The organism is Kitasatospora sp. NBC_00039 (assembly GCF_045160625.1).
In the GTDB taxonomy this organism is placed as follows: domain Bacteria; phylum Actinomycetota; class Actinomycetes; order Streptomycetales; family Streptomycetaceae; genus Kitasatospora.
In genome coordinates, this window is sequence record NZ_CP108289.1 from 4,270,616 (window position 1) to 4,296,905 (window position 26,290).

Annotated in this window: 23 protein-coding genes and 1 pseudogene; 12 read left to right on the top strand and 12 right to left on the bottom strand. The window is 67.6% G+C overall.

Annotated elements, in window-relative coordinates; translation table 11 throughout:
• Window positions 1-50: 50 nt before the first annotated feature.
• The 10 genes from OG286_RS18730 to OG286_RS18775 all read right to left on the bottom strand — a co-directional run bounded on the left by OG286_RS18730 (window position 51) and on the right by OG286_RS18775 (window position 8,799).
• The gene (locus OG286_RS18730) at window positions 51-815 is read right to left on the bottom strand and encodes a phytanoyl-CoA dioxygenase family protein (RefSeq protein ID WP_405365537.1); all 765 of its coding nucleotides are present in this window, start codon (window positions 813-815) and stop codon (window positions 51-53) included.
• On the bottom strand, window positions 796-1,632 hold the full coding sequence (locus tag OG286_RS18735; RefSeq protein ID WP_405365539.1) for a creatininase family protein: 837 nt from the start codon (window positions 1,630-1,632) through the stop codon (window positions 796-798). The genes OG286_RS18730 and OG286_RS18735 overlap by 20 nt, the downstream gene beginning before the upstream one ends.
• Entirely contained in the window at window positions 1,629-2,420 is a 792-nt protein-coding gene (locus OG286_RS18740) for a class I SAM-dependent methyltransferase (protein WP_405365541.1), read from the bottom strand. The genes OG286_RS18735 and OG286_RS18740 overlap by 4 nt, the downstream gene beginning before the upstream one ends.
• Entirely contained in the window at window positions 2,417-3,079 is a 663-nt protein-coding gene (locus OG286_RS18745) for an HAD family hydrolase (RefSeq protein ID WP_405365543.1), read from the bottom strand. Before OG286_RS18745 ends, OG286_RS18740 begins: the two co-directional genes overlap by 4 nt.
• The gene (locus OG286_RS18750) at window positions 3,079-3,519 is read right to left on the bottom strand and encodes a hypothetical protein (protein ID WP_405365545.1); all 441 of its coding nucleotides are present in this window, start codon (window positions 3,517-3,519) and stop codon (window positions 3,079-3,081) included. The genes OG286_RS18745 and OG286_RS18750 overlap by 1 nt, the downstream gene beginning before the upstream one ends.
• Window positions 3,516-4,565, bottom strand: a complete 1,050-nt coding sequence (locus OG286_RS18755; protein ID WP_405365547.1) for an enolase C-terminal domain-like protein — start codon at window positions 4,563-4,565, stop codon at window positions 3,516-3,518. The genes OG286_RS18750 and OG286_RS18755 overlap by 4 nt, the downstream gene beginning before the upstream one ends.
• Complete coding sequence (locus OG286_RS18760; protein ID WP_405365549.1) at window positions 4,565-6,574, bottom strand: hypothetical protein; 2,010 nt, start codon at window positions 6,572-6,574, stop codon at window positions 4,565-4,567. Before OG286_RS18760 ends, OG286_RS18755 begins: the two co-directional genes overlap by 1 nt.
• A 29-nt stretch (window positions 6,575-6,603) precedes the next feature.
• A complete protein-coding gene (locus OG286_RS18765) occupies window positions 6,604-7,701 on the bottom strand; it encodes a hypothetical protein (RefSeq protein ID WP_405365551.1) in 1,098 nt (365 codons plus the stop codon).
• A 316-nt stretch (window positions 7,702-8,017) separates the two neighbouring features.
• A complete protein-coding gene (locus OG286_RS18770) occupies window positions 8,018-8,245 on the bottom strand; it encodes a hypothetical protein (protein WP_405365553.1) in 228 nt (75 codons plus the stop codon).
• Complete coding sequence (locus tag OG286_RS18775) at window positions 8,242-8,799, bottom strand: ATP-binding protein (RefSeq protein WP_405365555.1); 558 nt, start codon at window positions 8,797-8,799, stop codon at window positions 8,242-8,244. Before OG286_RS18775 ends, OG286_RS18770 begins: the two co-directional genes overlap by 4 nt.
• Before the next feature lie 135 nt (window positions 8,800-8,934).
• On the opposite strand from OG286_RS18775, the gene OG286_RS18780 reads away from it, so the two are divergent.
• The 4 genes from OG286_RS18780 to tyrS all read left to right on the top strand — a co-directional run bounded on the left by OG286_RS18780 (window position 8,935) and on the right by tyrS (window position 13,381).
• Window positions 8,935-10,161: a helix-turn-helix domain-containing protein gene (locus tag OG286_RS18780; RefSeq protein WP_405365557.1), complete on the top strand. Its 1,227-nt coding sequence runs from the start codon at window positions 8,935-8,937 to the stop codon at window positions 10,159-10,161.
• A 28-nt stretch (window positions 10,162-10,189) separates the two neighbouring features.
• Complete coding sequence (locus tag OG286_RS18785) at window positions 10,190-10,663, top strand: NUDIX domain-containing protein (RefSeq protein ID WP_405365559.1); 474 nt, start codon at window positions 10,190-10,192, stop codon at window positions 10,661-10,663.
• 121 nt (window positions 10,664-10,784) lie between these two features.
• Window positions 10,785-11,708: a phosphorothioated DNA-binding restriction endonuclease gene (locus OG286_RS18790; protein WP_405365561.1), complete on the top strand. Its 924-nt coding sequence runs from the start codon at window positions 10,785-10,787 to the stop codon at window positions 11,706-11,708.
• A 266-nt stretch (window positions 11,709-11,974) separates the two neighbouring features.
• On the top strand, window positions 11,975-13,381 hold the full coding sequence (gene tyrS / locus OG286_RS18795) for a tyrosine--tRNA ligase (RefSeq protein ID WP_405365563.1): 1,407 nt from the start codon (window positions 11,975-11,977) through the stop codon (window positions 13,379-13,381).
• Window positions 13,382-13,442: 61 nt separating this feature from the next.
• Here tyrS and OG286_RS18800 read toward each other — a convergent pair whose 3' ends face one another.
• Window positions 13,443-15,149, bottom strand: a complete 1,707-nt coding sequence (locus OG286_RS18800; protein WP_405365565.1) for a proline--tRNA ligase — start codon at window positions 15,147-15,149, stop codon at window positions 13,443-13,445.
• Between the two features lie 179 nt (window positions 15,150-15,328).
• On the opposite strand from OG286_RS18800, the gene OG286_RS18805 reads away from it, so the two are divergent.
• The 3 genes and pseudogenes from OG286_RS18805 to OG286_RS18815 all read left to right on the top strand — a co-directional run bounded on the left by OG286_RS18805 (window position 15,329) and on the right by OG286_RS18815 (window position 17,744).
• Window positions 15,329-16,195, top strand: a complete 867-nt coding sequence (locus OG286_RS18805) for a class I SAM-dependent methyltransferase (RefSeq protein ID WP_405365567.1) — start codon at window positions 15,329-15,331, stop codon at window positions 16,193-16,195.
• Between the two features lie 277 nt (window positions 16,196-16,472).
• A pseudogene (locus OG286_RS18810) lies at window positions 16,473-17,021 on the top strand (hypothetical protein); the annotation flags it as partial.
• A gap of 264 nt (window positions 17,022-17,285) precedes the next feature.
• The gene (locus tag OG286_RS18815) at window positions 17,286-17,744 is read left to right on the top strand and encodes an NUDIX hydrolase (RefSeq protein ID WP_405366066.1); all 459 of its coding nucleotides are present in this window, start codon (window positions 17,286-17,288) and stop codon (window positions 17,742-17,744) included.
• Between the two features lie 138 nt (window positions 17,745-17,882).
• Here OG286_RS18815 and OG286_RS18820 read toward each other — a convergent pair whose 3' ends face one another.
• Window positions 17,883-18,437, bottom strand: coding sequence for an NUDIX hydrolase (locus tag OG286_RS18820; protein WP_405365569.1), 555 nt, complete (start codon window positions 18,435-18,437; stop codon window positions 17,883-17,885).
• 610 nt (window positions 18,438-19,047) lie between these two features.
• Between OG286_RS18820 and OG286_RS18825 the strand changes: the two genes are divergently transcribed.
• The 5 genes from OG286_RS18825 (at window position 19,048) to OG286_RS18845 (ending at window position 26,278) form a co-directional block, all read left to right on the top strand.
• Entirely contained in the window at window positions 19,048-20,622 is a 1,575-nt protein-coding gene (locus OG286_RS18825; RefSeq protein ID WP_405365571.1) for an N-6 DNA methylase, read from the top strand.
• Window positions 20,615-21,802 (top strand): restriction endonuclease subunit S, encoded by a 1,188-nt coding sequence (locus OG286_RS18830; protein ID WP_405365573.1) that lies wholly within the window; start codon window positions 20,615-20,617, stop codon window positions 21,800-21,802. Before OG286_RS18825 ends, OG286_RS18830 begins: the two co-directional genes overlap by 8 nt.
• 24 nt (window positions 21,803-21,826) lie before the next feature.
• Complete coding sequence (locus OG286_RS18835) at window positions 21,827-24,892, top strand: type I restriction endonuclease subunit R (protein WP_405365575.1); 3,066 nt, start codon at window positions 21,827-21,829, stop codon at window positions 24,890-24,892.
• A 338-nt stretch (window positions 24,893-25,230) separates the two neighbouring features.
• The gene (locus OG286_RS18840; RefSeq protein ID WP_405365576.1) at window positions 25,231-25,998 is read left to right on the top strand and encodes a hypothetical protein; all 768 of its coding nucleotides are present in this window, start codon (window positions 25,231-25,233) and stop codon (window positions 25,996-25,998) included.
• 49 nt (window positions 25,999-26,047) lie between these two features.
• Window positions 26,048-26,278: a helix-turn-helix domain-containing protein gene (locus OG286_RS18845; protein ID WP_405365577.1), complete on the top strand. Its 231-nt coding sequence runs from the start codon at window positions 26,048-26,050 to the stop codon at window positions 26,276-26,278.
• Window positions 26,279-26,290 lie beyond the last annotated feature (12 nt).

The window sequence follows — 26,290 nt, forward strand, 5'->3', positions numbered from 1 at the left end:
GCAGTAGTGCTTCCAGCGGCCGGCCGACACGGGGGGACTGCGGGAGGTTCCTACGAGGACGCCTCGGCCTGGTGCATCCCGGCGAGACCCGAGTAGTCCAGCCATGGGTCCCGCAGTGACTGGAGTCGGTGTTCGGCATGGGCGACGTGCGACACGCGGAAGTACGCCATGATCCGGGGTTCGCGGCTGAGGTTGCGGCCTACGGCGTGCGGAACGAGGTGGTGCATGAGCAGGACGTCTCCGGGCGCCCCGAGGAACGGCGTGCCGGTCCGGGCGTCGACGTCCGGGGGGACCTGGTCGGTGATGCCGAGGGACCACTGGTCGCGGAACCACTCGGACATGGTCAGGTGTCCGCCGGACTGGTAGCGCAACGCTCCGCCGGTCGGGTCCGTGATGTCCGAGAGCACCACGCCGACGAGGAGCGAGAAGGTCCGCAGTTCGTCGGGATCGAGGTGGGGGCAGGCGACGCCGTCGACGTGCATCGCCTTCTCGGGTTGCGACTCGGAGAGCTGCGACTCGGGGATGCGGACCTGGATCTGCGTGGTTGAGACGGGCTGGAAGTCTCCGAGCAGCGCACCAGCGAGAGCGGCTGCCCCGGAGCTGGAGAAGAGGCCCAGCAGATCGGGGTGGCCGCCGAGTTCAGGGGCGAAGGTGCGCTGGGTGTAGGAGTGGATGAGGGCAGGGTCCATCGACTCTCGGAGCCAGTCGTCGACGAGCGCGCGAGCGCGCGCGACGAGATCGGAGCCAACGGCGCCGCGCTTGATGAGCAGGCCATCACGTATGAAGGCGCTCTTCTCAGCAGGGGTGAGGGCCATGGGAACTCCTGACGAAGGCGGGCCGCTGCGGGCGGTGAGGGAGAAGCTGGGTGAGGACTCCGGCAGCCGAGTCCAGGGCGCTCTCGACGATCGCGTGGCCGATGTCGGGGGACGCTGCTCGCGGGTCGCCACCGATCACCCCGCAGGCCGCGATGGCGCTGTTGCCGGAGTTCCACGGCCATGTCGCTCCACGGTCGAGCACCAACCGGTCGATCTCCCCGCGCCGCTCTCCGTCGGCGCTGAAGTCCACAGGGAGGCGGTCGAGATGGACGTCCTCGGGGGCGAGAGCGAGCATGAGCGAGGTCTCGCGGTGGCCGGCGTGGATCTCCGGCAGCTCGCCCTCGCTTCGGAAGGCCGACAGCGAACTCGGGTGGATCACACAGGCCGCGAGCGCGTACCGGTCCTGCAACTCGTAGAGTGCGGCCTCCAGGATGCCGCGGTTGCCACCGTGGCCGTTGACGATCAGAAGGCCCCGGGCCGGGGTGGACCGGACGTAGCCGCCGACCACTGCATCGAGCAGCGACATCAAGCTCGCCACCCGCAGCGAGACCGTCCCGGGCGACCAGATGTGTTCCAGCGACAGGCCGTACGGGATCGCGGGCAGCGCCCACAGGTCGTGGTGGTCGCCGTAGCGCTCGACCAGCCGGGTGGTGAACTGCTCCGCGATGACCGTGTCCGTGTTCAACGGCAGGTGGGGGCCGTGCTGTTCGACGGAGCCGATCGGCAGGCACAGCACCGATCCGGCACCGAGCTCGGCGGCGACGTCCGGGGCGGCGAGCCGACCGTACTGCCGAGCCGTTGCTGCGGCTGGCGTCACGTCTTACTCCGGCGGCCGATCCGAATGAGGAACTCGTTGTCCTCCAGGAACGTGTCGTCGCTGTTGTGCTCGGCGAGGGCGGCTCGGACAGCGGCCTCGAAGTCGGCGAGTCGATCGCCGAAGAGATGGGGTGCGGCGAAGCTGGTCGAGTAGAGGTAGCCGAGGATGCCCTCGGTGGTCCAGGTGCGCTGGACCGGCACCCGGACCTCTTCGACCTGGTTGAACGGGGACTCCTCCATGATTTCGCTGTAGGGCCGGTTGTGGTGCTTGAAGGTGCTGCTGCCGGCCCGGCGCTCTTCTCCGAGGAACTCCTGGACGACCGCGCGCACGGACTGCTTCCAGGGGCTGTCCGCAGCCCAGAAGCTGTTGTCCCCGAAGATCGCGACCGCGCCGTCCGGCGCGACCTGGTCGTCGAGGAGCGCGAGGACGGTGGCCTGGTCGAGCCAGTGGAAGGCCCGGCAGATCGTGACCAGGTCAGCGAGCCAGCCCGCCGGAGGCGTGAAGTCCTCGGCCGTGGACTCGACGAGTGCCAGTGCAGTCCCGTCCGGCAGTGCGGGGCGGAGAGCCGACTCCGCCGCCGCGAGCATCTCGCTGTCGTTGTCGATCGCGATGATGTCGTCGAACCGGTCCAGCAGGGCCTCGGCGACCAGGCCGGTACCGGTGCCGACGTCCAGGAGCCGGCGAGGGCTGCTCTTCGGTGCGGCCTGGTCGAGGACGGTGGCGACCTCCTCCGGGATACCCGGGCGGTACTGGCGGTAGTAGCCGACGGTGCCGGTGAACAAACTCATGGAAGCCTCCGTGCGAGTAGATGACGTACGTGCTGCACAGCATCAGCGAGATCGTTGGCCACCAGCACGCCATGTCCAACGAGTGACGTCTCGTCAGGAACCGTACGCTCGTGGGACACCCACACGGCGCGCAGTCCTGCGGCCGTGGCTCCTCGGATGTCGCACTCCCAGTCGTCGCCGACGTGGATGATCTGCGAGGGTGACACCTGGTGCGAGTCGGCGACCGCCCAGAAGGCCCGGCGGTCCGGTTTGGCGTAGCCGGTACGACACGAGGGGAAGTGGCCGCTGACCCAAGGGGACAGGAGCTTGAGGAGTCGCTCGGGGTCAGCCTCCGTGCATGTGACGTTGGACAGCGTCACGACAGTCGCCTCCCGGCTGAGTTCCTGCAGCGCATCGACCGTCCCCGGGAACAGCACGAGCGGGGCCACCGGAAGGTCTCGGGGGAAGGCCGATGGCTCGATGCTCAGGGCACGGCACACCCGATCGACCACCGCATCGGTGATCTCGGGCGCGGTGTGCAGGACGTCGCGCATGATGCGTCGGGCTTGCTGCGGGCCTAGCGGCGAGGCGGCGGCCAGGTGGGCGGCGAGACCCGGTCCCTGCGCGTTCCCCAGCGTGCCTCCGATGTCGAGGCTGATCAGCGATCGGACGGGCTCCATCAGGCGGCCTCCATTCCGGTGACGGGCAAGGCGGAGACGATCGCCTCGATGCGCGCTGTACGGATCGACTCCGTCGTGGCCTCTCCGAGGAAGGTGAGCGCGTACCGCATCTCCGCCTGGTCGAGCGCGTCCAGGTTGCGTCCGTGCCTCTGGGCCGCCTCCGCGAGGTCCGTCGGGATGGTGCGCGGACGCAGTCCGTGCGGCAGGTGAAGCGTGCCCGACCAGACGGGCGCTGGTACCGCCACCGGATGCATCGGCCGCAGGACGGTGACGTCGTCGAGGCTGATGATGCGCACTGGCGCGCGCCCATCGCCGAGGTCGAGTTCGCCGGACAGGAAGGTGTCGTGGCCGTCGAGGCGGTGGTCGAGCACGAGGAGGGGGCCCTGTTCGTCGTGCCGGGTCGTGCCGCGGACGGGAAGGCTCTCGCTGCTCCGGGTCATTGGGGTCTCCGTGGTTGGGTGCCGAGGCCGGGGGTTCGGGGCGAGGGGAGATGGCCGTGCTCGGGTGTCCAGGGTTCGGCGTAGAGGGTCTGGCGGCGGGGCTCCCACTGACGGCGGTACTCGACGGCAGGGACGGCGTCGGGGAAGGCCGCCGCCAGGTGGATCCCCGGCACCATCGAACGACCGTGGGGGTAGACGGGGACGCCGACCTTGCGAGCCGCCGCGGTGATCTCGACGGCTCGGGTGAGCCCGCCACACCCGACGACGTCGATGGTGAGCGCCTTCGGCCTCACCTGGTCGAACAGCATGGGCAGGTCTTCGTCCGGCCGCAGTCGCTCCCCTACGGCCACGGGCAGGCCGGCGTGGGCAAGGCGGTGGTAGATCCGCAGGTAGTGCTCCGGCAAGGGGTCTTCCAGCCAGGTGAGTGCCGGGTTGTCGAATCGCTTCGCGAACGCAGTTGCGAGCTCGGGACTCCACGTTCCGACCGCGTCGACGGCGAAGCCCTTGCCGAGGATCTCGGCTGCCCGGTCCACGGACTGGAGAAGGTGACTCGCTTCGGTGGCGGTGGTGGAATCCGGTCGGCGCCGGAGACCCCACTTGGTGAAGGCCCAGCCTTCGTCGGCGACTTGGGTCAGGGCACCCGGCGCGGGAGGGCCGCTGAGATCGAGGCGGAGCCACGAGGCGTAGGCCGGTACGGACGAGCGGCTCGCTGTCGGGGCCAACAGGTCGGCTACTGGCTGATCGGCCAGACGTCCGTGGAGATCCCACAGAGCACAGTCCACTGCTCCGACGGCCCACTCGGCCACGCTGCCGACCAGTCCGCCGGCCGCGACCTGCAGTCGTGCTCGGTGGCCGTCGTGGTCGGTCACGAGGTGACCGATCGCAGCGTGGCACAGCACGTCGACAGCGCGGCCGACGGGCTCGCTGACCGGGCCGTACCAACCTGTCCGGCCGCCGCCGTGCACGTTGACGAAGACGGTGTCGTCCCCGGCAGCCGCACCTGCTCCGACCAGCACCGTCTCGACCTTGTCGATGGTGACGTCCATCAGCACGCCACCTCCCGCGAGGCGGTCAGCTTGCGGGCGGCCTGGAGCAGACCAGCCGGGTCGAGGCCGAGTTCACCAGCGAGTGCTGCCTGGGACATCGGCCCAGGGGGCTCGCGCCAGCCGATGACTTCGACGGGGCGGCCGAGTCGTCCGGCGAGCAGTCCCCAGACGGCAGCCGGGTGGCCCAGCGTGGCCACAAGGACCGCAGCGTTCTCGCCGAGGTACGTCGCTGTCTCGGCCGTCGACAGGCCCCTTGGCCAGATCTGCGGATCTCCGAGGACCGTCAGGTCCAGCACGCCCACGACGCGAATCCGGCAGCCCAACTGGGCCCGGATCACGGGAACCGCCGCCGAGGTGACCTCCGCAGGAAGATCGCCTGCCACCAGGACGGTGAGCTCGGGCTCGCCCTCGTCGCTCAGGTGGGGCCAGACCGCCAAGCCCCGTGCCAGTTCCTGCTCGATGGTCTCGTCCGGCTGCCGTGCCGTCGCGTGCTTGCCGGCGATCACCACGTTGACGCGGCAGGTCGACACCAGCGCCTCGTCCAGGACGAGGGCCGCCCGCGCAGGGTCCGCCGGGGTCAGCACCCGCACGGCCGGATCGCATGTGGCCAGCAGGGCAGTCGCCAGGGAAGGATCGCCGTGCGTGTAGACGTTGTGCCACCCGTACGAGGTCAGCAGCAGGTTGAGACTCGGTGCGGGGGCTCCGGCGGTGAGCCGGCGGTGCTTGAGGTGGCCGACGACTCCGGAGGTCAGGAGCGGCGCGAAAGCCTCGTAGGACACCAGGACACCGCGTCGGCCACCGGCGAGCCAGCCGCACAGCCATCCCAGCAGGACCTCCTCCGCCAGGACCTCGGACACCCACGGCTCGTCTTGAAGGGCACCGAGGCGGTTCGAGGCGAGCTCGTCAGGGCCGAAGAGGCGGAAATCCCCTGCGGCGGCGTGGTCCCGAAGCACTTGGCCCACGGCGTGCCCGAAGTCGCCGCCGTCCCGGGGCCGACGGGATACCGGCTGGAACGCGGTCGGCTGAGAGAGCGGGGCTGCCGGGTGCCGCCCTACCGTTTCGAGCGCGCTGGCCAGCTCTCCGGTCGGGCGCCCGTCGGTGTCGAACAACTCTGCCGGCCGGTACGAGGCGAGCCACTGCCCCAGGAGCTCTCGCTGGCGGCCGTCTTCGCGTGCCAGGCCGAGCGGTGTCTTGTGGGTGCCAGGTGTGCCGAGTAGCGGCCGTTCACCAATCCGCTCCGGCCCGCTCCAGCCTTTCACGCACCGCAGGAAGACGGCGGTCCGCACACCGTCTGCGGCCTGCCCCACGGACTCCAGGAGAGCCTGCCGGAAGGACTCATGCTCTTCGCGGGAGGCAACGGACACGTGCACCACGCGGCTCTGCCAGCCCAGCCCGGCCGCGTATCCGGCGAGTTCCCCGTCCGTCATCGCTCCCAGCAGGGACCGATCACCCATGCGGAAGCCGTTGACGTGGACGATCGGGACCACCGCACTCGCGGGCAACGCCCGTGCCGCGAGCCAGGAGGCCGCCGTGGTGGGCGTTTCGCACTCGCCGTCTCCGACGATCGGGAGAACGACGCGGTCAGGCGCGTCCAGTGCGAGCCCGTGGCCGAACGCCAACGCGCCACCGAGACAGCCCCCAGGAGCCGTACCCGCTGCGAGCAGGGGGTGAACCTCTGCCCCTAGGCCGTCCACCTCTGGAAAGTCGTGGGCCAGGCGCGCCAGGCCCACGGCATCCCGGGAGTACGGCGGACGGACAGAGGCGAGCTCTCCCGACAACCACGCGAAGGCCAGCTGCACCACACCCGCATGTCCGGCACCGAGCACGGGGACGAGCGTCCGGTCAGGAGCCACCTCCCCCGCTGCGAGCGCCGTGTGGGCAAGGGCCCACGCAGTCCCTGGCACCGTTCCCCAGTGGCCCGCCGGCCGGCGCTTGATGTGGTGGGCTCGCAACGGCTCCGCCAGGAGCACGTTCTCGTCGAGGTGCAGGAGCACCACCGACACGTACACGGCGGCCCTCCAGAGCGCATCAGCCCGGCTCAGCACGGGGGCACCAGGCTCTCGCCGTCGAAGGTGAAGTACCACAGCGGCCGGTAGCACTCCCAGGCTGCCGGACGGAGCCCGGTCGGGCTCACGATCCGCTCGATCTCGCGACGCGCTCGGAGGTAGAACTCCAGTGAGTCCGACCCACCGGCCCGCAGGCCAGCCATGATCGAGTTGTGCGCCTGGTAGACCTGGAAGTTCGGGAACTCGGTGACGAACGGCATCAACTTGGACACCCCGTCGCTGAGTTCCGCGAGGCGGTCCAGACCGACTATGTAGGTGAACGACGTGGCATGACCGGCCGCAATCGCCCGCCGGAGGACCTCGGGCATCTCCTCGGCCGTCAGCACCGCCTTGCTGGCCTTGAGCAGCAGGTCTCGCCGGCTGAAGCACTCGGCGGTCAGCCGGAGCACGAACGGCGTCACGCGCTGGGCCAGTTCCTCGAAAGCGCCGGCGCTCCGGATCACCGAGGTGAGGAAGCCGATCCGGGCACCGATTCCGTGGGCGCTGAGCACCTGACGCAGTCCGATCAGGTGGTCAACGGCAGCCCGCTCGCGCTCGAAACAGCCGGTCGACACGGTGACCTCGCGCAGTTCGGTCAGGTCCCGGTGAGGGTGCTGTTCGACCATGGCGGCGAGCAACTCGGTCAGCTCCCGTTCCTCGGCGAGCCGGGGGTCTGCTGCCGCCTCCAGCGTGTTCGGGCAGAACGCGCACCCCACGCAGCGGCTGCGGGCGTTGGGGTTGAGCGTGGCGGCGCGACCGTCATCCCGGAAGTACCCGCCGACCGCCTCGTCGGCGGCGACCCGCTCGACGGTGGCGATCGGGCTGCCGGCCAGCATGAGGTCGTCGCCCTCCAGCCTGAACGGCGATGCCTCGGCGTTGAGCGGGACGATCACCATCCACGAGACCTCGGGCCGGGTGGCCATGCGCACTGCGACTCGGGCCCGGTGGCGGGCGTGGACGGACGAAATGCCGAACAGGTTGATCGCCATGAGTAGTGCGTCCTCGACCGGCACGCCGAAGAGGTCCGCCAGGCGTTCGACGTGCGGGAGGGTGAGCGCTGCTGTTGATGAGTCTCCAAGGACTGCCGTCATGATCCGTTCTCCGTCGGTGTCTGGACCCGGCCTGGGATGAGTCGTCCGCCTGTGCGCCGTGCTGGACATGCCGTCCTCCCCACCGCTGTCTGGGAGGATCAGCCCGTGCGGGCCTGCCCGGTTCCGTCCGGCAGGCCCGCACGGTCTCTCTTCCGCCTACCGCCCCGGGTAGGGCGGCTGCGGGGTCGGTGGTGCCGGCGGCGGCGGGGGAGGTGGCGGCGGAGGCTGCGGCGCCTCCAGGCGAACGCTGGTGAACGTCATAGCTGTGCTCCCTTCTGATCAGCGGTGCGTGATGGTGCCGGGCCTGGCATCGTTGTCAGGCCCCGGTTTCGACCGCGGGCTCACGCAGTGGCTCGCGGTCGGGCTCGTGGTCGGCCGCCAGGGCGGGGCCGGAGTGATCAGCGCTGAGCTGGTGGTGTGCCGTGACTCCGAGGAGCGTCAGAACGATCAGGTGGCCGAGTGCCCACAGCCAGGTGAGCGCGGCACCCAACGGGTCGTGGTGCGCGCCCCGGTGTTGGGCCGGCGGCGCGTGGTAGGCGTTCACGCCGCATCAGCTCCGACTTCGGCCCAGACGACCTTGCCGCCGCCGCCCTCCTCGACGCCCCAGCGCAGGCACACCGCCTCGACCAGGAAGAGCCCACGGCCGTGCTCCGAGGTCGACTTGGAGTGTTCGACGCTGGGCAACTGCGGGCTTCCATCCGAGACCTCGATCCTCAGCCCGCAGGGGCAAGGAACGAGGCGGACGTCGAAGCAAGTGCAGCCCGCCGCGTCACTGTGCAACACGACGTTGGCCGAGAGTTCGGAAGCAATCAGCTCGGCATCGTCGATCAGCAAGGCGTCGAATCCCCAGGCGTCCGCGATCCGCCTCACCGACGTCCGGATCAAGGGCACGGAACGGGCGGACAGGACGAACCTCATCTGCACCGAGACGCACCGGACTTCTTCGGTCCGTGTGCTTCGCGTGGGCACGCTGCTGTCGCCCAGGACGAGGCTGCCCAGTGCCCGACGGGTGTGAGGACGCTCAGAGCCCGGGTGGAGTGTGACCGCCTCCTCCGTGGCGGGTGCAGTGGCCTGTCGGCCGCGACGTTCCATCGCCATGTGCCCCTCCTCGTCTCGTAACAGGCGGCTCATCAGCACTGCTTGATGGCACGTCAGAACGCTAGGAGGATGGATGCAGCGGAACCCGGAAAATTCTTCCGGGGTAAGGAAACCAAGCAGCGCCAGGCTGGGGGCATGCGAGGAATGACCGAGACGCTGAGCATCGGGGAGCGCGTCGCCTGGTACCGCCGCCGACGAGGCATACCGCAGGAGGTACTGGCCGGCCTCGTCGGGCGGACCGCCGACTGGCTGAGCAAGGTCGAGAACGGCCGCATCGAACTCGACCGGCTCTCGGTGATCAAGGCGCTGGCCGCTGCGCTCGACGTACAACTGGGCGACCTGCTGGTCGAACCGTCCCTCATCGACTGGAGTACCGATGGCCGGGGTGGCGCGGTGCCGAAACTGCGCGAAGCACTCACGGACTACAAGCACATGTCGCCGTTACTGGCGTCCGAGTCCACGGATCCGCCACCCGACTTGGAGATCCTGCGAGCGGAGGTCGGATCCGCATGGTCGGCCTACCAGGACGCCCGGTACGCCAGAGCCACTCGTCTCATCCCGGAGATCCTCGCCGACGCCCAGCGTGCTGTCCGTGCCTACGACGGCGAGGAGCAGCTGAAGGCCAAGGCCCTGCTCGCGATGGCCTACCAGGGCGCGGCCATGGTGCTGACGAAGATAGGGGAAGCCGATCTCGCCTGGATGGCCGCCGACCGCGGTCTGGCTGCCGCGCAGGAGTCGGGCGACCTCGTCGTTACCGGTTCGCTCTTCCGATCGGTCTCCCACTGCCTGCTTTCCAGCGGCCGCCTCACCGCAGCGCGGGACCTGGTGGCGGACTCAGCGGACTATCTGGAGAGTGGCCTTGCGGACGCCTCACCGACGTACCTGTCGATCTACGGGACGCTCTTCCTCGTCGGCGCGGTGACCGCAGCCCGGCTCGACGACCGGGCCACGGTGAGCACCTTCCTCGCCGAAGCGGACCAGGCCGCACAGCGCCTCGGTCACGACGCCAACCACATGTGGACGGCCTTCGGGCCGACCAACGTCGCCATCCACCGCATCTCAACGGCCATGGAACTGGGCGATGTCCAGGTCGCGGCGGACCAGGGGCCGCGCGTGGACTCCTCCACCCTGCCGCTCGAGCGGCGTGTCCGCCACACCCTCGAAGTAGCCCGCGCCTACAGCGCGCAGAACCGCACGGACGAGGCCCTCGCCCTGGTACTCGACGCCGAGGAACTGGCCCCGGAGCAGGTCCGCTACCACTTCATCCCACGACACCTGGTGACCACCTGGGTCCGGCAGCAGCGCGGCAAGCCGAGCCACCAGCTTGCGGGCGTGGCTCAGCGGCTGCGCATCGTGGGGTAGCCCAGCGCGGGCGGCTACAGTCATGGTCATGAGCGACTCCGACGCACCCGAGGCCGTTGCCCAGCCGCGCACCGCCGCCGGCGTGCTGTTCTTCGACGAAGCTGACCGCGTGCTCCTGGTGAAGCCCACGTACAAGCCGGGCTGGGAGATCCCGGGTGGCTACCTCCACCCCGGCGAGACCCCGAGCGAGGGCGCGGTCCGCGAGGTCAAGGAGGAGCTCGGTATCACCCCGCCCATCGGCCGCCTCCTCGTCGCGGACTGGGCGCCCCACCCGACCGAGGGCGACAAGCTGCTCTTCGTCTTCGACGGGGGCATCCTCCCCGTAGAAGAGCGAGCTCAGATCGACCTGGACGGAGTGGAGATCGGCGAGTACGCCTTCCACACCGCCGACCAGATCGACGGGCTCCTCATCCCTCGCCTGGCCCGGCGGGTCCATGCCGCGATTGACGCACGATCCCCCGCGGCAACCTCCTACTTGGAGAACGGGGTGCCTCGCTGCTGATCTAGGTTCCTGGGCGCTTCGAACCTGAGGGTTCGACTCGGCTATCGAGCACCCTTGTTGAGTGCAGCCTCTGGACGCCAGAGCGTAGTTGGCGTCGGTGACACGAACTACGCTGACCGTCATGGACTGGCTTGATCGGGTGGCGAAGCTGCGACAGTGGACGAACAACGAGGTCCGGGCGCCGCACAAGCCGCTGTTGCTGCTGTACGCCCTCGGCAGCTTCCAGCAGGACACCGACAGCGAACTGCGTTACAGCGTGGTCGAGGAGGAGCTGAAGCGGCTGCTGGTCGAATACGGGCCGCCGAATCCCACGACGCCCGCGTACCCCTTTCACTATCTGGTCAATGACGGTGTATGGGAGGTTCGGACCGACCACGGGCCGGGAAGTCCGGGAACCGGTATCCGGCTCCTCCGGTCCAGTGGTGCCACCGGCAGGCTCGTTCCGGAGTTGCGGACAGCGCTCACCAGGGAACCTTCGTTGCTTGGGCGGCTGGCCCGAGTATTGCTGGACGTCAACTTCCCGCCGTCGCTGCACACCGATCTCTGTGAGGCCGTCGGTCTCGACCTGGAGCTGGCCGAGACCGCGCCCGTGGCCGGCCTGCTGGGTGAAGCGGAGACCGCTGCACGACGGCAGCGGGACCGCCGGATGCGCGAGCTGGTCCTGACGGCATACGAGTTCCAGTGCGCCTTCTGCGGCTACGACGGGATGCTCGGCGCCAGCAGCGTCGGGCTGGAGGCCGCGCACGTGCGGTGGTGGTCCTACGACGGGCCGGACGAGGTCGACAACGGCCTGTGCCTCTGCTCGTTGCACCACAAACTCTTCGACAAGGGCATCCTGGGCCTGGGCGAGGGGCACCGCATCCTCGTCTCGCAGCGGTTCGTCGGCCGTAGCGAGGCGAGCCGGCAGCACGTGCTCGCGCTGGCCGGGCGGCCGGTGATAGGGCCGCAGTCGGGCGTTCCTTCCGTCGCCGATCGGCATCGCGAGTGGCATGCCCGGCAGGTCTTCCATGGTGCGCCCCGGACGCCTGCCGGAACGCTGGCCTGACTGGAGACAGGTGACCGGCATCAGTCCATCGCCGCCCGCCACGCTCCCTGGACCGCTGCAACCAGGTAGTTGCGATCTTCCTCTGGGCTGCAATCGCGTCATGCCCACTGACCCGACCACCCGGGCGTGGACGACTCCTCCAACGCTGTCTCGGCACTGCGCGTAATTAACCAACTGCGGTTCCGCATACCGCGACGCTAAACTCGCCTGCTCCGCCGTAGGTGCTGGCTTAGGCCGGCCAACAGAGCCAGGAGCGTAACGACGCCATGAGCCGTCTCAGCGAGTCCGTAGTCCGCGCCATGGAGATCCTCAAGGGATCGGACCTGGCCGCGGACTATACGGTCGCCCGGCTCTTGGAAGAGACTTATCGCCGGCGCTCGCTGGACCTGTCCGACCTCTCGCCGGCCGAGCAGGCCGCACTGGTCGAAGGCCGTGCGATCAACGTCATCCCTTCCGCCTCCGGGCTCGCGGAGAAGATCACCGCTGCCCAGCGGGAGGGGCGCTCGCTCGTGATCAAGTACGGGATCGACCCGACCTCCCCGGACGTGCACCTGGGTCACTCGGTGCCGATCATCATTGCGTCCCGGTTCCAGCGGATGGGGCACCACGTCGTCTTCATCATCGGCGACGTCACGGCCAAGATCGGCGACCCGTCCGGCCGCTCCTCCGAGCGACCGCCACTGACCGACGCCGACATCGCCCACAACCTCAGCGGCTACCAGCAGCAGGTCACGCCGTTCATCGACTTCACGCGTGCGGACCTGCGCTTCAACGGCGAGTGGCTGAACAAGGTCAGCCTGCCCGAACTGGTGGGGATCCTGGCCCACGTCCCGGTCTCGATGACGCTCCAGCGTGACGACTTCCGCAGTCGTCTCGCCGCGGGTGACGGCCTGTCAGTCGCTGAGTTCGTGTACTCAGTCGTGATGGCGCTGGACTCCGTGGCCATCACAGCTGACGTCGAGCTCGGCGGCGTGGACCAGCTGCTGAACCTCCAGATGTGCCGCAAGGTCATGGAGATCCGGGACCAGCCCCCCGAGGTCATCATCACCACCCCGCTCATCGAGGGCACCGACGGCACCGGCGCCAAGATGAGCAAGTCCAAGGGCAACTACGTCGGACTCTCCTCCTCCCCGGACGAGATCTTCGGCCGTGTGATGTCCATCCCGGACCACCTCATCGAGCCCTACCTCAAGCAGCTCACCGAGTGGACCGACGAGGAGATCACGACCGTCACTGGCCGGGTAGCGGACGGCACCGCGCACCCCATGGCCGTCAAGCGCATCCTGGCTGGCGAGGTCACCGCGGCCCTGCACGGCCTGAAGGCTGCTGAGGCAGCCCGAGCCGAGTTCACCGCCCGCTTCTCCAAGCGGACCTTCGGCGAGGCGCAGAACCTCCCGGCCGTCTCGTTCCAGGAGCACGCCGAGACCCCGCTGGTAGCCCTGTTGACTCAGGTCCTGGGCTTCGCCGCCAGCAACTCGGCCGCCCGCCGAGTCGCTGCTCAGAACGGCCTTCGCCTGATCGCCGAGGGCATCGACGGCGAGCAGCACACCACCCAGCTCGACGAGGGCAGCACCCAGCAGCCGCTGTCCGCCCTCGTGGGAGAGGCCGAGCTCGCCGGCGAGGCGACCTTCTACCTCAAGGCAGGCCGGAAGATCGCCCGTATCGACGCCTGAGCAGCAGCGTGGGGTGGGGCGGCCGGACTGGCCACCCCACCCCACGCTGCTGAGCCGAGCTTCAGCCGGCGGAAGTCAGGAGCTTGCGCACGTGCTCCGCCACCTCGGCCACCGGCACCAGCTGCGTCTCGCCGGTGGACCGGGTGGTGACCTCGACCGTCCCCTCGGCGAGGCCGCGGGCCCCGACCGTGAGCCGGTACGGGATGCCGATCAGCTCGACGTCGCTGAACTTCACCCCGGGCCGCTCGTTGCGGTCGTCCAGCAGCACGTCCACCCGCTCGGCCTGCAGCTGCCGGTACAGGTCCTCGGCTGCCTCGGCCACGGTCGCGTCGGTGACGCCCAGGACGACGAGCGCGACCTCGAACGGTGCGACCGAGAGCGGCCAGACGATGCCCTTCTCGTCGTGGTGCGACTCCACGATCGAGGCCATCGCGCGCTCCACGCCGATGCCGTAGCTGCCCATGGTCGGGACGACCCGGTCGCCGTCGGGGCCGAGCACCGTGACGCCGAGCTTCTCGGTGTACTTGCGGCCGAGCTTGAAGATGTGGCCGACCTCGATGGTGACCACCACGTCCAGGGGCTCGCCACAGTTGAGGCAGGGCTCGCCGGAGACGACCTCGCGCAGGTCCGCCCACCGCTGCACCGCGATGTCCCGCTCCACCGACAGGCCCCGCAGGTGGACGCCATCGGTGTTGGCGCCGGTGGTCATGTCGGTGCGCCCGCGCAGGGCCTCGTCCGCGAGGATCGGCAGTCCGGTGACGCCGACCGCCCCGAGGCTGCCGGGCGCGGCGCCCAGCGCGGCCTGGATCTCCTCGGCGGTAGCCGGCCGCACGGCGGTGGCGGCCAGGGTGTCGATGAGCTTCTGTTCCACCAGGCTGTGGTCGCCGCGCAGCAGGACCAGGGTCAGCTGGTCGTCGACCACGTACACCAGCGTCTTGATCTGGCGTTCGGCCGGGACGCCGTGCAGGCGCGCCAGCTCCTCGATGGTCCGGGCCTCGGGGGTGTCGAATCGCTCCGGCACGTCCAGGCCGGGGCCGTCCGCCACGGCGGCCAGGGCGGAGGTGGCCTTCTCGGTGTTCGCGGCGTAACCGCAGCCGAGGCAGCGGACCACCAGGTCCTCGCCGGCGGCGGAGGGGCTCATGAACTCCACCGATGCGCTGCCGCCCATGCTCCCGCTGGATGCCTGCACGGCGATGGCGGGCAGGCCGAGCCGCTCGAAGATCCGCTCGTACGCGCCCCGGTGCAGGTCGAACGAGCGGTCCAGGCCCTCGTCCGCCACGTCGAAGCTGTACGAGTCCTTCATGATGAACTCGCGCACCCGGAGCAGGCCGCTCTTGGGCCGCGCCTCGTCGCGGAACTTGGTCTGGAACTGGTACCAGATCTGCGGCAGGTCCCGGTACGAGCGCAGCTCCTGGGACAGGACGGTAAAGATCTCCTCGTGTGTCATGCCGAGGGCCATGTCCGCGCCCTTGCGGTCCTTGAGCCGGAACATCTCCTCGCCCATGACCTCCCAGCGACCGGTCCGCTGCCAGATCTCCGCCGGGTGCATGGCCGGCAGGACGAACTCCTGGGCGCCGATCGCGGTCATCTCCTCGCGGATGATGTCCACGATCTTCGCGCGGACGCGCACCGCCAGCGGCAGCAGGGAGTAGTGACCGGCCATCAGCTGCCGGACGAACCCTCCCCTCACCAGCAGGCGGTGACTCGCCGCATCCGCGTCCGCCGGATCCTCCCGGAGAGTGGGCACGTACAGCTGGGACCAACGCATAGGACCGGAGACCGTCCTCTCGGTGAAGCTGCGGAGTGTCGCGGCGGCGCTCGCGCCGACATCACGACGGGGAACGGATCCTAGTGGCTGAGCTCTGCCCGAATCACCCCATTTTGAGAAGCCCAGGTGAGAGGCCCTCAGGGTCACAGCTCGACACGCGACAGCCCGAACGGAGGCAGATGTCTGGCAACACAGCCGACCTGCCCAGCAGCGATCGGTCCGTCGAGGGCATCCGCCGCTACTACGACGCCCTCGCCGAGGGTGAAGAGGACCGGCTCGCCAAGGACGTCGCTGGCAGGGTCTCCTTCGAGATCCACCGACGCTTCCTGGAGCCCCATCTGCGTGAAGGGCAGCGCGTACTTGAGATCGGGGCCGGCCCCGGGCGATTCACCATCGTGCTCGCCGAACACGGTGCACGCGTGGTGGTCACCGATATCTCGCCCGTCCAGCTCCGCCTCAATGAGGCCAACGTGTCCGCCGCGGTGGCCGAACACGCAGTCGAATGCCGCCACACACTGGACATCCGCGACACCAGCCGCTTCCCCGACGCCGCGTTCGACCTCATCCTCGCCTACGGCGGCCCGCTCTCGTACGCCTTCGACCAGGAGCACGAGGCACTCACCGGCCTCCTCCGGATCCTGAAACCTGGCGGCATCGTGGTCGCCTCGGTGATGTCCTTGTGGGGAAGCTGGCGGGCCCGCCTCACCGGTGCCATCCAGCTCGCGATCCGCCATGGCATCGACGTCGCCGACGCCGTGATCCGCACCGGCGACCTACGCCACGTCCCTGACGCGGCCCACGTCTGCCGCATGTTCACCTGGGAACAGCTCACCGACCTCGTCGCCGGGTGCGGCGGCGAAATCCTCGCGGGCTCGGCCAGCAACTGGGCGAGCCTCGAAGACCCGGCCGTCCTCGCCAGCGTTGAACGCGCCCCGCAGCTCTGGGAGCGGTTCCTCGCCTACGAGACTGCCGCCTGCGCCAGCCTCGGCGCCCGAGACGGCGGTACCCACATCCTCTTTGCTGCCCGCCCGAGTAGCTGTCTCTGAAGTGTCGTCTCCAATCAGATGAGCGCCAACAATCGTGCAAATTCAGCTACTTGATGTCGCGTAGCGGCTCCAGACGTCGCTCACCTGGGCAGGACGGCTACAGTCGCCGCTATGAGCGACTCCCCCCATTAGGTCGTGGCCGAGCGAGCGCGGACTTCAACAAACGGGCGACAGCGCGGAGAGCATCTTCATGACCGCACTGCGTCGGCTCTCCTTTGATCATCCCGCCGACCGAGAGGTATTGCCCATGGCAGGAAGCGCGCACGCAGCTGGCCCGATGCAGCGGCTGGTCAATCAGGCTGACTACGTCGGCCACTTCCGGACCGGTCGGAGGGTCGACAACCGGCCCGAGTCACTCGCCACCTGGCGCGTGACTATGGCTGCCCCGAACGTCGCCACGGACGTCGCCAGACTGCTCGGTGGCGAGCCTGCGCAGTGGGAGACGACCACCGAGGACTCTTGGGAGGTGTTGACCGACTACGACACGGTACGGATCGTCCTTGACGGACCATCCGCCGTCCAGGTCCGCATGGTGCTCTTCGGTTACAAGGGCAAGAAGCTGCACGAGTGCGACGGTGCCCAGCTTCTCGCGCCAGAGGTGGAGGCCGGCAAGCCGTGCGGGTGCCCTTCGACCTTCGAAGAGCGGCGGCTGGAGGCGAAGTCAGGCCGAGGTCCCGCGCCAAGCACGTCCGTCGCGTTCAGGCTGGCCGCCGAGCCCGCACTCGGGGAGTTCCGCTTCGCGAGCGGCTCGTGGGAGCTGCTTAAGACAGTCCCCGATCTCCAACATGCGCTGGAGGACGTCGATGGCCCCGCGACCTGTGAAATCACGCTTGAGCTGGTGAAATGCATGACCGCATCCGGCACGGCTGTCTCTTATCGGAAGCCGGTGATCCGTGTGCTCGGCGATCCGTCCGCCCCGGAGCCACGCCCCGTCCCAAAGCGCTCCTCGGTCCCATTGGTTTCACCAGCGGCCTCCTCCGATGTGCCCGCACCGGTACAGAGCCCAACCAGGCTGCCGTCGCGTAGGCGGCCCGCTCCGGAGCCCCAAGACCTTCTCAGCGGGTCAAGCGGGACCGTCACCGGACGACGGATCGAGTACTACAACGACCCCGACGCCCCAAAGGCCAACACGCTGATCCCTGCCAGCAACCTCCTCGTCGTCGACGACCACGGCGCCATCCTGCTCCAGCGCCGCCGTGACACCGGCCAGTGGGCGCTGCCCGGCGGAGCGCAGGACATCGGCGAGACCGCGGCCCAGTGTGCGGTCCGCGAGTGTTTGGAGGAGACCGGCATTGTCGCCAGGATCACCGGCTTCCTCGGCGTCTACACCGATCCGAACCACATCGTCGCTTACGCCGACGGCGAGATCCGCCAGCAGTACGAGACCACCTACATCGGCCGCCCTGTCAACGGCGAGCCGACGGTCAACGACGAAGCCGACGCTGTCCGCTTCGTCCAGCCCGTCGATCTCGCCCAGTACGCCATCCACCGCAGCATGCGCCAGCAGATCGGCGACTACCTAGCCGGCACCTACCCCTACCTCGGCTGAACCGCCAGCGTGGTGAACCACCTCCGTCAGGCGCGGCTCCTGGCCAACCGCACGGGGGTAGCCCGCCAACGCGCCGGAATCGACCAGCTGGTTGGAAAGTTCGAAGCACCACGATGAGCGCGGCGATCCGCCCAGCTGTCACTGCCTACGGGACGCCAGGACATGCAGGAGCGCCACCAGGGTTCCCGAACCCATGAGCTTCCCCTCCGCCATGAGCATCGGGATCTCGGACATCGGCACCCACGCCACGTGGCCGGCCTCCTCACCGTCCTCGGGCGCGCCCACGAGGGTCGCCCCCTGGCCGACGAACACCTCGTGCGGCGAGTCGACCATGCCGACCATCGGCTGGAAGGTAACCACGTGGTCGAGGTGATCCGGTCGCCAGCCGGTCTCCTCCTCGACCTCGCGCAGAGCAGCCCCCAGACCATCCTCTCCGGGATCGACGATGCCACCGGGAAGCTCCCAGCCCCAGGACTGCGGCACGAAGCGGTACCGCCAGAGCATCAACACGCGGTCATCGGCATCCAGCACCGCGGCGATGGCCACGCGCTTCAACCTCACAACGTGATGCTCGAAGCGCGCCACACCAGGCGGCTCAACGTCCACGAGCGCCAGCTGTACCCATGGGCTGTCGTAAACCATGCGGTCGCCGTGGATCTTCCACGGTTCGAGCCCATCGGCCTGAGTGATCATCAGCAATCACATCCTGGGAAGGCGGCAGTGGGCATAGTTGACCACACCTGCCGAGTGGGCGGCGCACGTCGAGCACACTGCCCCAGAGGTGCCCCACGGGTGAAGCGTGCGGACACGGTGTCGGCGAGGCGCACTACCTCCCGGCCGTCTCGTTCCAAGAGCACGCCGAGACCCCGCTGATCACTCTGCTGACCCAGGTCCTGGGCTTCGCCGCCAGCAACTCGGCCGCCCGCCGAGTCGCCGCCCAGAACAGCCTTCGCCTGATCGCCGAGCGTGTCGACGGCGAGCAGCACACCACCCAGCTCAACGAGGGCACCACCCAGGAGCCGCTGTCCGCCCTCGTCAGTTAAGCCGAACTCGCCGGCGAGGCGACCTTCTACCTCAAGGCCAGCCGGAAGCCGCCGAAGTAGCTCGACCTGAGCTGGCTGCGTTGTCCTGGGAGGGGGATATCGTTGGTTGGTCGCCCCGCACAGGGAACACCACGCTCCGTGTTGGTTAAGCCATCAGGAACGCTCGGTGCGCACGGGTCCGTGCCTGAGACTGGGTGACCAGCAGGAACACCACGACCTTCGGGCCGCCGGCCTTTGACGAGCAAGGACACCCCCGACTGATGGCAGTGACCCAGCAGGAGATCGAGAACCGATTGTGGGCTGCCGCCGACGAGCTGCGCGTGGCGATGCCGGAAGCGCAGTACTCCTCGGTGATCTTCCCGCTGATGTTCTGGAAGTACCTGTCGGACACCTGGGACCACGAGCACCAGAAGTTCCTGGCTGAAAACGAGGGCTGGGACAGCCTCACTGCTGAAGAAGCTCAACAGATCGAGTACCGCGACTACCAGTCGTTCGAGATCCCGTTGGTCCTCCGCGGCACGGACCAGGAGCGCCGTGCCTCCTGGTCGACCCACCTCGCCACTATCGCCCAGCCTGGCCTCGGACAGCGAGTCCGCACCTCCCTGCGGGCCATCGAGACAGCCAACCCCGACAAGTTCTCACGTATTTTCGGGAACATGCCTTGGACCTCTGAAGAGGTTCTGCCGGGCGACGTGCTGGCAGGGGTCATGCAGGCAATGAACCGCGTCCCGAAGATGCACGAGGGCAACATGTCCTACGACGTGCTCGGCGGTGCGTACGAGTATCTGCTGAAGCGATTCTCCGACGGCTCCGGTACCCGCGCCGGCCAGTTCTTCACCCCGCGCGAGGTGGTAGAGCTGATTATCGAGATCCTTAACCCCCAGAACTATGAGTCGGTGTACGACCCGACGTGTGGATCAGGCGGCTTGCTCATCGCCTCCGCGAGCCTTCTGAAGGCCCGCGGCAAGCGCGGTTACACCCTGAGCCTGTATGGGCAGGAGGCTGTGGGGGACACCGCGGGCGTGGCGCGCATGAACCTCTTCATGCATAACCTCACCCAGTTCAAGATCGAGGTCGGCGACACCCTGAAGGATCCGCGCTTCAAGAATCCGGACGGGTCCGTCAGGCAATTCGACGTAGTAGTCGCCAACCCGCCGTACAGCCAGAAGTGGAAGCCCTGGAGCAACGACCCGCGCGCCATCGGCGGCGTCGCGCCGCAGTCATCGGCAGACTGGGCTTTCGTACAGCACATGATCGCCAGCATGGACCCGAAGAAGGGACGTGCCGGGGTCGTACTACCGCACGGTGTGTTGTTCCGGGGAGGCCAGGAAGCGGCTATTCGCAAGCGTGTTCTTGACGATGACCTCCTGGAAGCTGTCATCGGCCTGCCAGCGAACCTCTTCTATTCGACTGGCATTCCAACCGCCATCCTCGTGTTCCGCGCTCGTGGGACCAAGGATGAGAATCGTCAGAACGGTGTTCTGTTCATCGATGCCTCCAAGCGATTCGCCAAGGCCAAGAACCGGAACATCCTTACCGACTCCGACGTAGCCGACATCGTGGCCGCCTACAAGCCGAAATCCGATTCGGACAACCCTCCCGCAGACCTCGGCGGGGGCAACGGACTCGCAGTGCGATTCGTCTCCACAACGGAGATCATGGCGAACGGGTACGACCTCAATATTGGCCGTTACGTTAAGCAGTCCGCCGTTGAGGGGGAAGACCTCGCTACCCTTATCCAGGCGTACAATCTCGCCAGGGCGGAGCGTCAGCGAGCCGAGGAGCACATGCTCGCAGTGCTTGCGAAGGCTGGGATCGAGGGCTTCGATGAGTGAGGGCTTTCCGCTTCGCCCGCTCGGATCGCTCATGCACCTGGATATCCAGCGCACGCCAATGGTTCCTGCAACCATCTACCGTCTGGCTGGGGTCTTGAATGCAGGGCAGGGGCTTATCGCTAAAGGCCAATTTGATGGCGGAGACACAGAGTACGCGGCAATGAATGTGCTGCGAGCCGACCAGGTCGTGATGCGAAAGCTGACCGCCTGGGAAGGCCCGATCAGCGTTGTGCCAGCCGAGTTCGATGGATTCGTCGTTAGCAACGAGTTCCCGACGTTCACACTTGGCTCGGAACTGCTACCCGACTGGATGAGACACGTCTGTCGTTCGCCCCGACTGTGGGCTGAAATGAAGAATCGAGTGAGCGGGACAGTTCAACGGCGCAAGCGACTCAACCCAGAGCAACTGTTGCAGATCGAACTCCCGATCCCTCCTCGTGAGGTGCAAGTGCGGATCGTCGAGATGCTTGACGCGGTCGACGATCAAATCACCGCGCTCGATCGTGAAGCAAATGCTGCCGACAGGGCTGCTGGCGCGGTTGCCGAGTCGATGCTGGCTGATCACGCTTACGTTCAGGTGGGAAGCTGCATTGATCGCATCGAGGGTGGTCGTAGCCCACAGGCAGTGGATGCGCCGCCCAAAGAGGATGAGCAAGGTGTTCTAAAGGTCAGTGCGGTTGCGGCATTCAATTTCATCGCTGGCGAAGCCAAGGCTCTTGCCCGAGATACAGAGATGCCGAAGTCGGCAGAAGTTCGGGCGGGAGATGTACTTATCACGCGGGCGAATGGCGCGATCCACCGTGTCGGCGCAGTCTGCCGTGTTCCCTCTGATGTTAGAGGCGGTCTCTACCTGAGCGATAAGACACTTCGCATGGTCCCCGCGAGTGCCCTTGACCCGGATTTTCTGGTTGTCGCTATGGCTCTTCCGGAGGTGCGGAGGCAGATCATCGTAGCCGCTTCTGGCTCGGCTTCCATGAAGAACATCAGTCAATCGAAGATCGCTGGACTCGAAATCCCAATGCCTGACCTAGCCGAGCAGCGCAAGGTTGCTTCGACGGTCCTTTCGATGCGTTCGCTTGGAGGAGCGGCGCGAGCAGAGGCGAACTGGCTTCGCCAGATGAAAATGAGTCTCTTGTCGGGGCTGTTGGATCGCACTATCGATATTGAGTCCGCTGAGTAGGGGGTCTTAGCTGTGGCGAAAGGCGTGCGAGAGCGCGAGTTCCAGAACCTGATGATCCAGTGGTCCCTCCCGATGGGCTGGGACTTCACGGCAGGCAGGGCGCTGCCGCGTGAGACGACGCAAACGGTGATCGTCGGCCAGTTGCGGGACGCCATTATCCGGCTCAATCCAGGGGTAATCGACGGGTTCGACGTGGGCGCGGTGGTCGAGGAGATCACCGCCACGGTCAACGCCGTCGACGGCGGATTGGTACGGGCCAACGAGCAGGTGCTGCACCTGCTGCGTGGGCGCAAGGAGTTCCGGGACACCGAGGGCGCGTGGCATGCCCTGAAGGTCATCGACTTTGAGCGCCCAGCCGCCAACACGTTGATCGTGTCGGACGAAGTGACCATCACCGTGCCCGGCAAGACCTCCCGTCGGTTCGACCTCGTGTACTGGGTCAACGGCCTGCCCCTGGTCGTGGTCGAGGTGAAATCCCCCACTGCGAAGTCCGGGTGGATCGACGCCGCTCACGAGATCAACGACGTGTACGCCACCGAGTACCCGTGGTTTTTCACCCCCAACGTCTTCTCCGTGGCTTCCGATGGGCTGAAGCTGCGGTTCGGGGCCGCCGGCGCGCCCACAAACCTGTGGCAGCCGTTCCGGTCCACCTCCGACGACGAGAACCTGTCTGGGCGAGCCGACGTGCAGCGGTCCGTCGAACTGTTGATGAAGCCGGCCACCATCCTGGACATGCTCGCCAACTTCGTCCTCTTCGCCACCTCCGGGGGTGGGGCGGACAAGAAGTTCCTGCCCCGCTACCCGCAGATGGAGGCCGCGCACCTGATCCACGAGCGAGTCCTGGCTGGCGGCTCGAAGGGTCTGATCTGGCATCACCAAGGTTCAGGCAAGACGCTACTGATGGTGTTCGCCGCCTCGCTGCTACTGGCCGACTCCCGCGCTGAGTCGCCCACGATCATCCTGCTCTCGGACCGGACCCAGCTCGTTCGACAGACCTCCAAGGCCTATACCTCCGCTATGGGCGACTCCTACTTCCACCGGCCCGCCACAGGCCAAGCGTTGCGCGCCCTGCTGGCCGACGACGTGCGCGGTGTCATCTCCACGACCGTCCACAAATTCGCCGACGCCGGCAAGGACCTGTCGACCCGGGACAACATCATCGTGCTGGTCGACGAGGCACACCGCACCCAGTCCACCAAGGAGAAGTCCCTGGCCTGGCAGATGCGTGCAGCTCTGCCGAACGCCAAGTTCTTCGGCATGACAGGCACCCCCGTCAGGAACCTCGCCACTGACACCTTCGCCCTCTTCGGCGAAGAGACCGACCCGGACAGGGTGCTGCACCGGTACTCGGTGTCCCGCTCCCTGCTGGACGAGGCGACCGTCCCGGTCATGCTGGACCCGTACCCGGTCTCCTTCGAGATGAACGACCAGGCACTGCAGGCCGAATTCGACGAATTTGCGGACACCTTCGACCTCGACGACCCCGACCGCGAAGCCCTGTCTCGCAAATTCGGGCGCCTCACCTCGGTCTTCGCCAACCCCGAGCGAGTCCACACAGTCTGTCAGCACATCGTGGACCACTACCTGGCCAGCGCCTACCGCAACGGCCTCAAGGCCCAGGTCGTCGCCTACAACCGCGAGCTGGCCGTGGCATACACGGACAAGATCAACGAGCTGCTCGCCGGCTACGAGGCGTCGCAGGTGCTCGCCAAGGTCGGGAAGCACAACCGGATCACCGCGGAAGTGAACATCTCCGTCTCTGACTCCAAGGACGAAGATCCCGCCATGCGGCCGTTCCAGCTCTCGGAGGCCCAGGAGGAGGAACAGAAGCGGAAGTTCCTCGCCCCTGACGACCCGCTGTGCTTCCTGGTGGTGACCGCGAAGCTGATGACCGGGTTCGACGCCCCCAACGAGGGTGTCCTCTACCTGGACAAGCCGCTGAAGGCGCACAGCCTGTTCCAGACGATCACTCGCCCGAACCGTACCTGGGTGTCCCCGACCGGGTTCGTGAAGACCTCCGGCGTGGTCGTGGACTACATCAGCCTGGCCGAGGAGGTCCAGCGGGCCGTCGCCGACCCCACCGCCAAGGGCGCAGTCAAGGGCGGCGGGTTCGTCACCGACCTGTCCGACCTGGTCAAGGAGTTCCGTATGGTCTTTGCCCGGATCGAAGACCTCCTCGCGCACGTGGACGGCCTGGACCTCACGGCGCACGGATACGCGTCCGTGCGGGCCGCCAACGACTTCCTGGACGCCAGGCCCGACGTCGCTGAGGTGTTCGCCAAGGACTACCGGCTTCTGGCCCGCCTGTATCCGCTCATCATCGCTGACAAGCGGGTCGCCAAGTACCGGGACGGCTTCGGCCTGTTCGGGTCCGTGTACACGACCCTGTTCAAGAAGTCTTCCGACGACGAGCGGAAGGAGCGACTCGGCGAGCTGGGTCCGATGGTCCTGGAGATCATCAACGCCCACGTCCACTCCTTCTCCGTGGTCCGTTCCCAGGAGGAGGCCCTCGTCCTGGACGCCCAGGGCATCGCCATCCTCAAGGAATTGCTCGCCCTCGTCCGCCCCAAGCCCGGTAGCGACGACGGTGAGGACGAGAAGCCGCCATCCGCGGCGGAGATCCTCGATCGCATCAAGGCCGCCCTCGACAAGGGTGTAGAACCGGACTCTGCGAAGTACACCGCCCTCGCCGAGCGGATAAGGCAGCTGCGGGACCGGATCATCCAGAACGCCCAGGACGCCCTGGACTTCCTGGCCGAAGCGCTCCGGGTCGCCCGCGCCGTCGTGGACGCCGAGAAGCACCCCAACGAAGCCGTCATCGTGCTGGACGACGACCGCGTGGGCGTGCTGTCGCGGATCATCCACGACCACGCCCCGTCCGGTGTCACGATCACGGAGCGAAACCTGGCCGAGGAGATCGACCAGGTGGTCACCCAGACGCTTGCCCGTTCGTGGGACAACGCCGACGCCCGCAACCGGGGCGCCCGCCGTGCCACGGCTGCGGTCTTCCGGCGGTACACACTGAAGCCAGTAGGGGAGCCGTACGACTCGACCGTCGCCTACATCGAAGCCCACTACCTCGTCGACTGACGAATGCGCTGGGACCGGCAACCTGTAACGGTTACCGGCCTCCGCGCACGGTTCAAGCCCCGCTATCCATGCTTCGGCAAGGCCCTGCGGGGAGAGTGGAGGTCGGCCAAGACCGGAGGAGTCGGCTGCTGCGGCGGGGATCGAGGCTGTGGCCCTCTGCAGAAGGGAGCGATCTCCAAGGGATCACCCATCGACGCTTACCCGCCACGTTCGGTCGAACGTAAAAGCAGATTCTGCCAATTGCCGCCTAGTTGGTGCAGCCCTCCCAAATGGGCCAAAAGCCTGCCCACGATGCTGCAACTGGCCTGGAACTCGGAGGCGTGGATGCGGGTGGCGGCATGGCGAAACTGACGGAGGAGCAGCGACAGCAACGGGCCGCAGCGCGAGCTCGCCGTGATGCCTTGGCCCGCGAGGAGCGGCACCAACGGGCCGAGGAGCGGCGCCAGCGATGGCGGCGCGAGGGCACGTATCTCAGCTGGGAGGAGTACAAGGCTGGCGTGCCGTGCCGCGGCTGCGGGCAGCCTCTCCTCGGCCACGCTAGCGATCGGCCTCCGCAGTCGCGGATGACGGACCGGGAGCGCGAGGAGCGCGACAACGAAGAGAAGCAGTTCCAGGAGCGGCACGGCGAGTGTCACGAAGGGCGCTGGTTGGTCTCAGGCTGTCCGGTAGTGCACTGCTTCGCCTGTTGTCCGACACCGCCGATGGGCCCGAAGCAGGCCGAACAGCTCGCGAAGATCCTCTTCTCTTCTCGGTCCGAGGACCGGAAGAAGGAGTTGGACGTCTGGAGGCTGACGCTGACCTGCGACCACGTGATCGAGAGGACGCAGCACAACAGCCATAGCTCCTACTCCATGGGGGTCACCCGTTGCTCGGAGTGCGAGACCGACCGGGGAGTGGTGTCCAGCGAGCGCGTCGGGCCGCTCTGCGACCAGGAGGTCACGCGCGAGCCCGACACTCCTGGCCCAGTTGAACGCGAGCGCCTCGCCGCCGAGTTGGCCTCTGCGGAAGCGAAGCTCAAGCGCCAGCAGAGGAACGCCGCTGCGACACAGGGCCGTATCGACGAGATCAGAGCGAAGCTCACCGCGAGAGCCAACGACGGGGGCTAACGTGAGCGGCGCTGACTCGAACCGCGAGCCCCACATAGAGTCACCAGTCATGACGCTGGCGGAGGCCGCCGTCTACCTCCGCAGGACGCCGAAGGCCATGTACAACCTGCGCGACCGACGGTCGGGACCGCCGAGCTTCCGGCTGGCCGGCCGGGTCTACTACCGGCGCGCGGCGCTCGATGCCTGGCTGGCCGAAGGCGAGGCCAACGACTCGCGCTCGAACCTGGAGCTCGACCCGACCCGGCGGCCGCCCGAGCCGCGCCGGCCCCAACCACGATGAAGTCACAGGCGT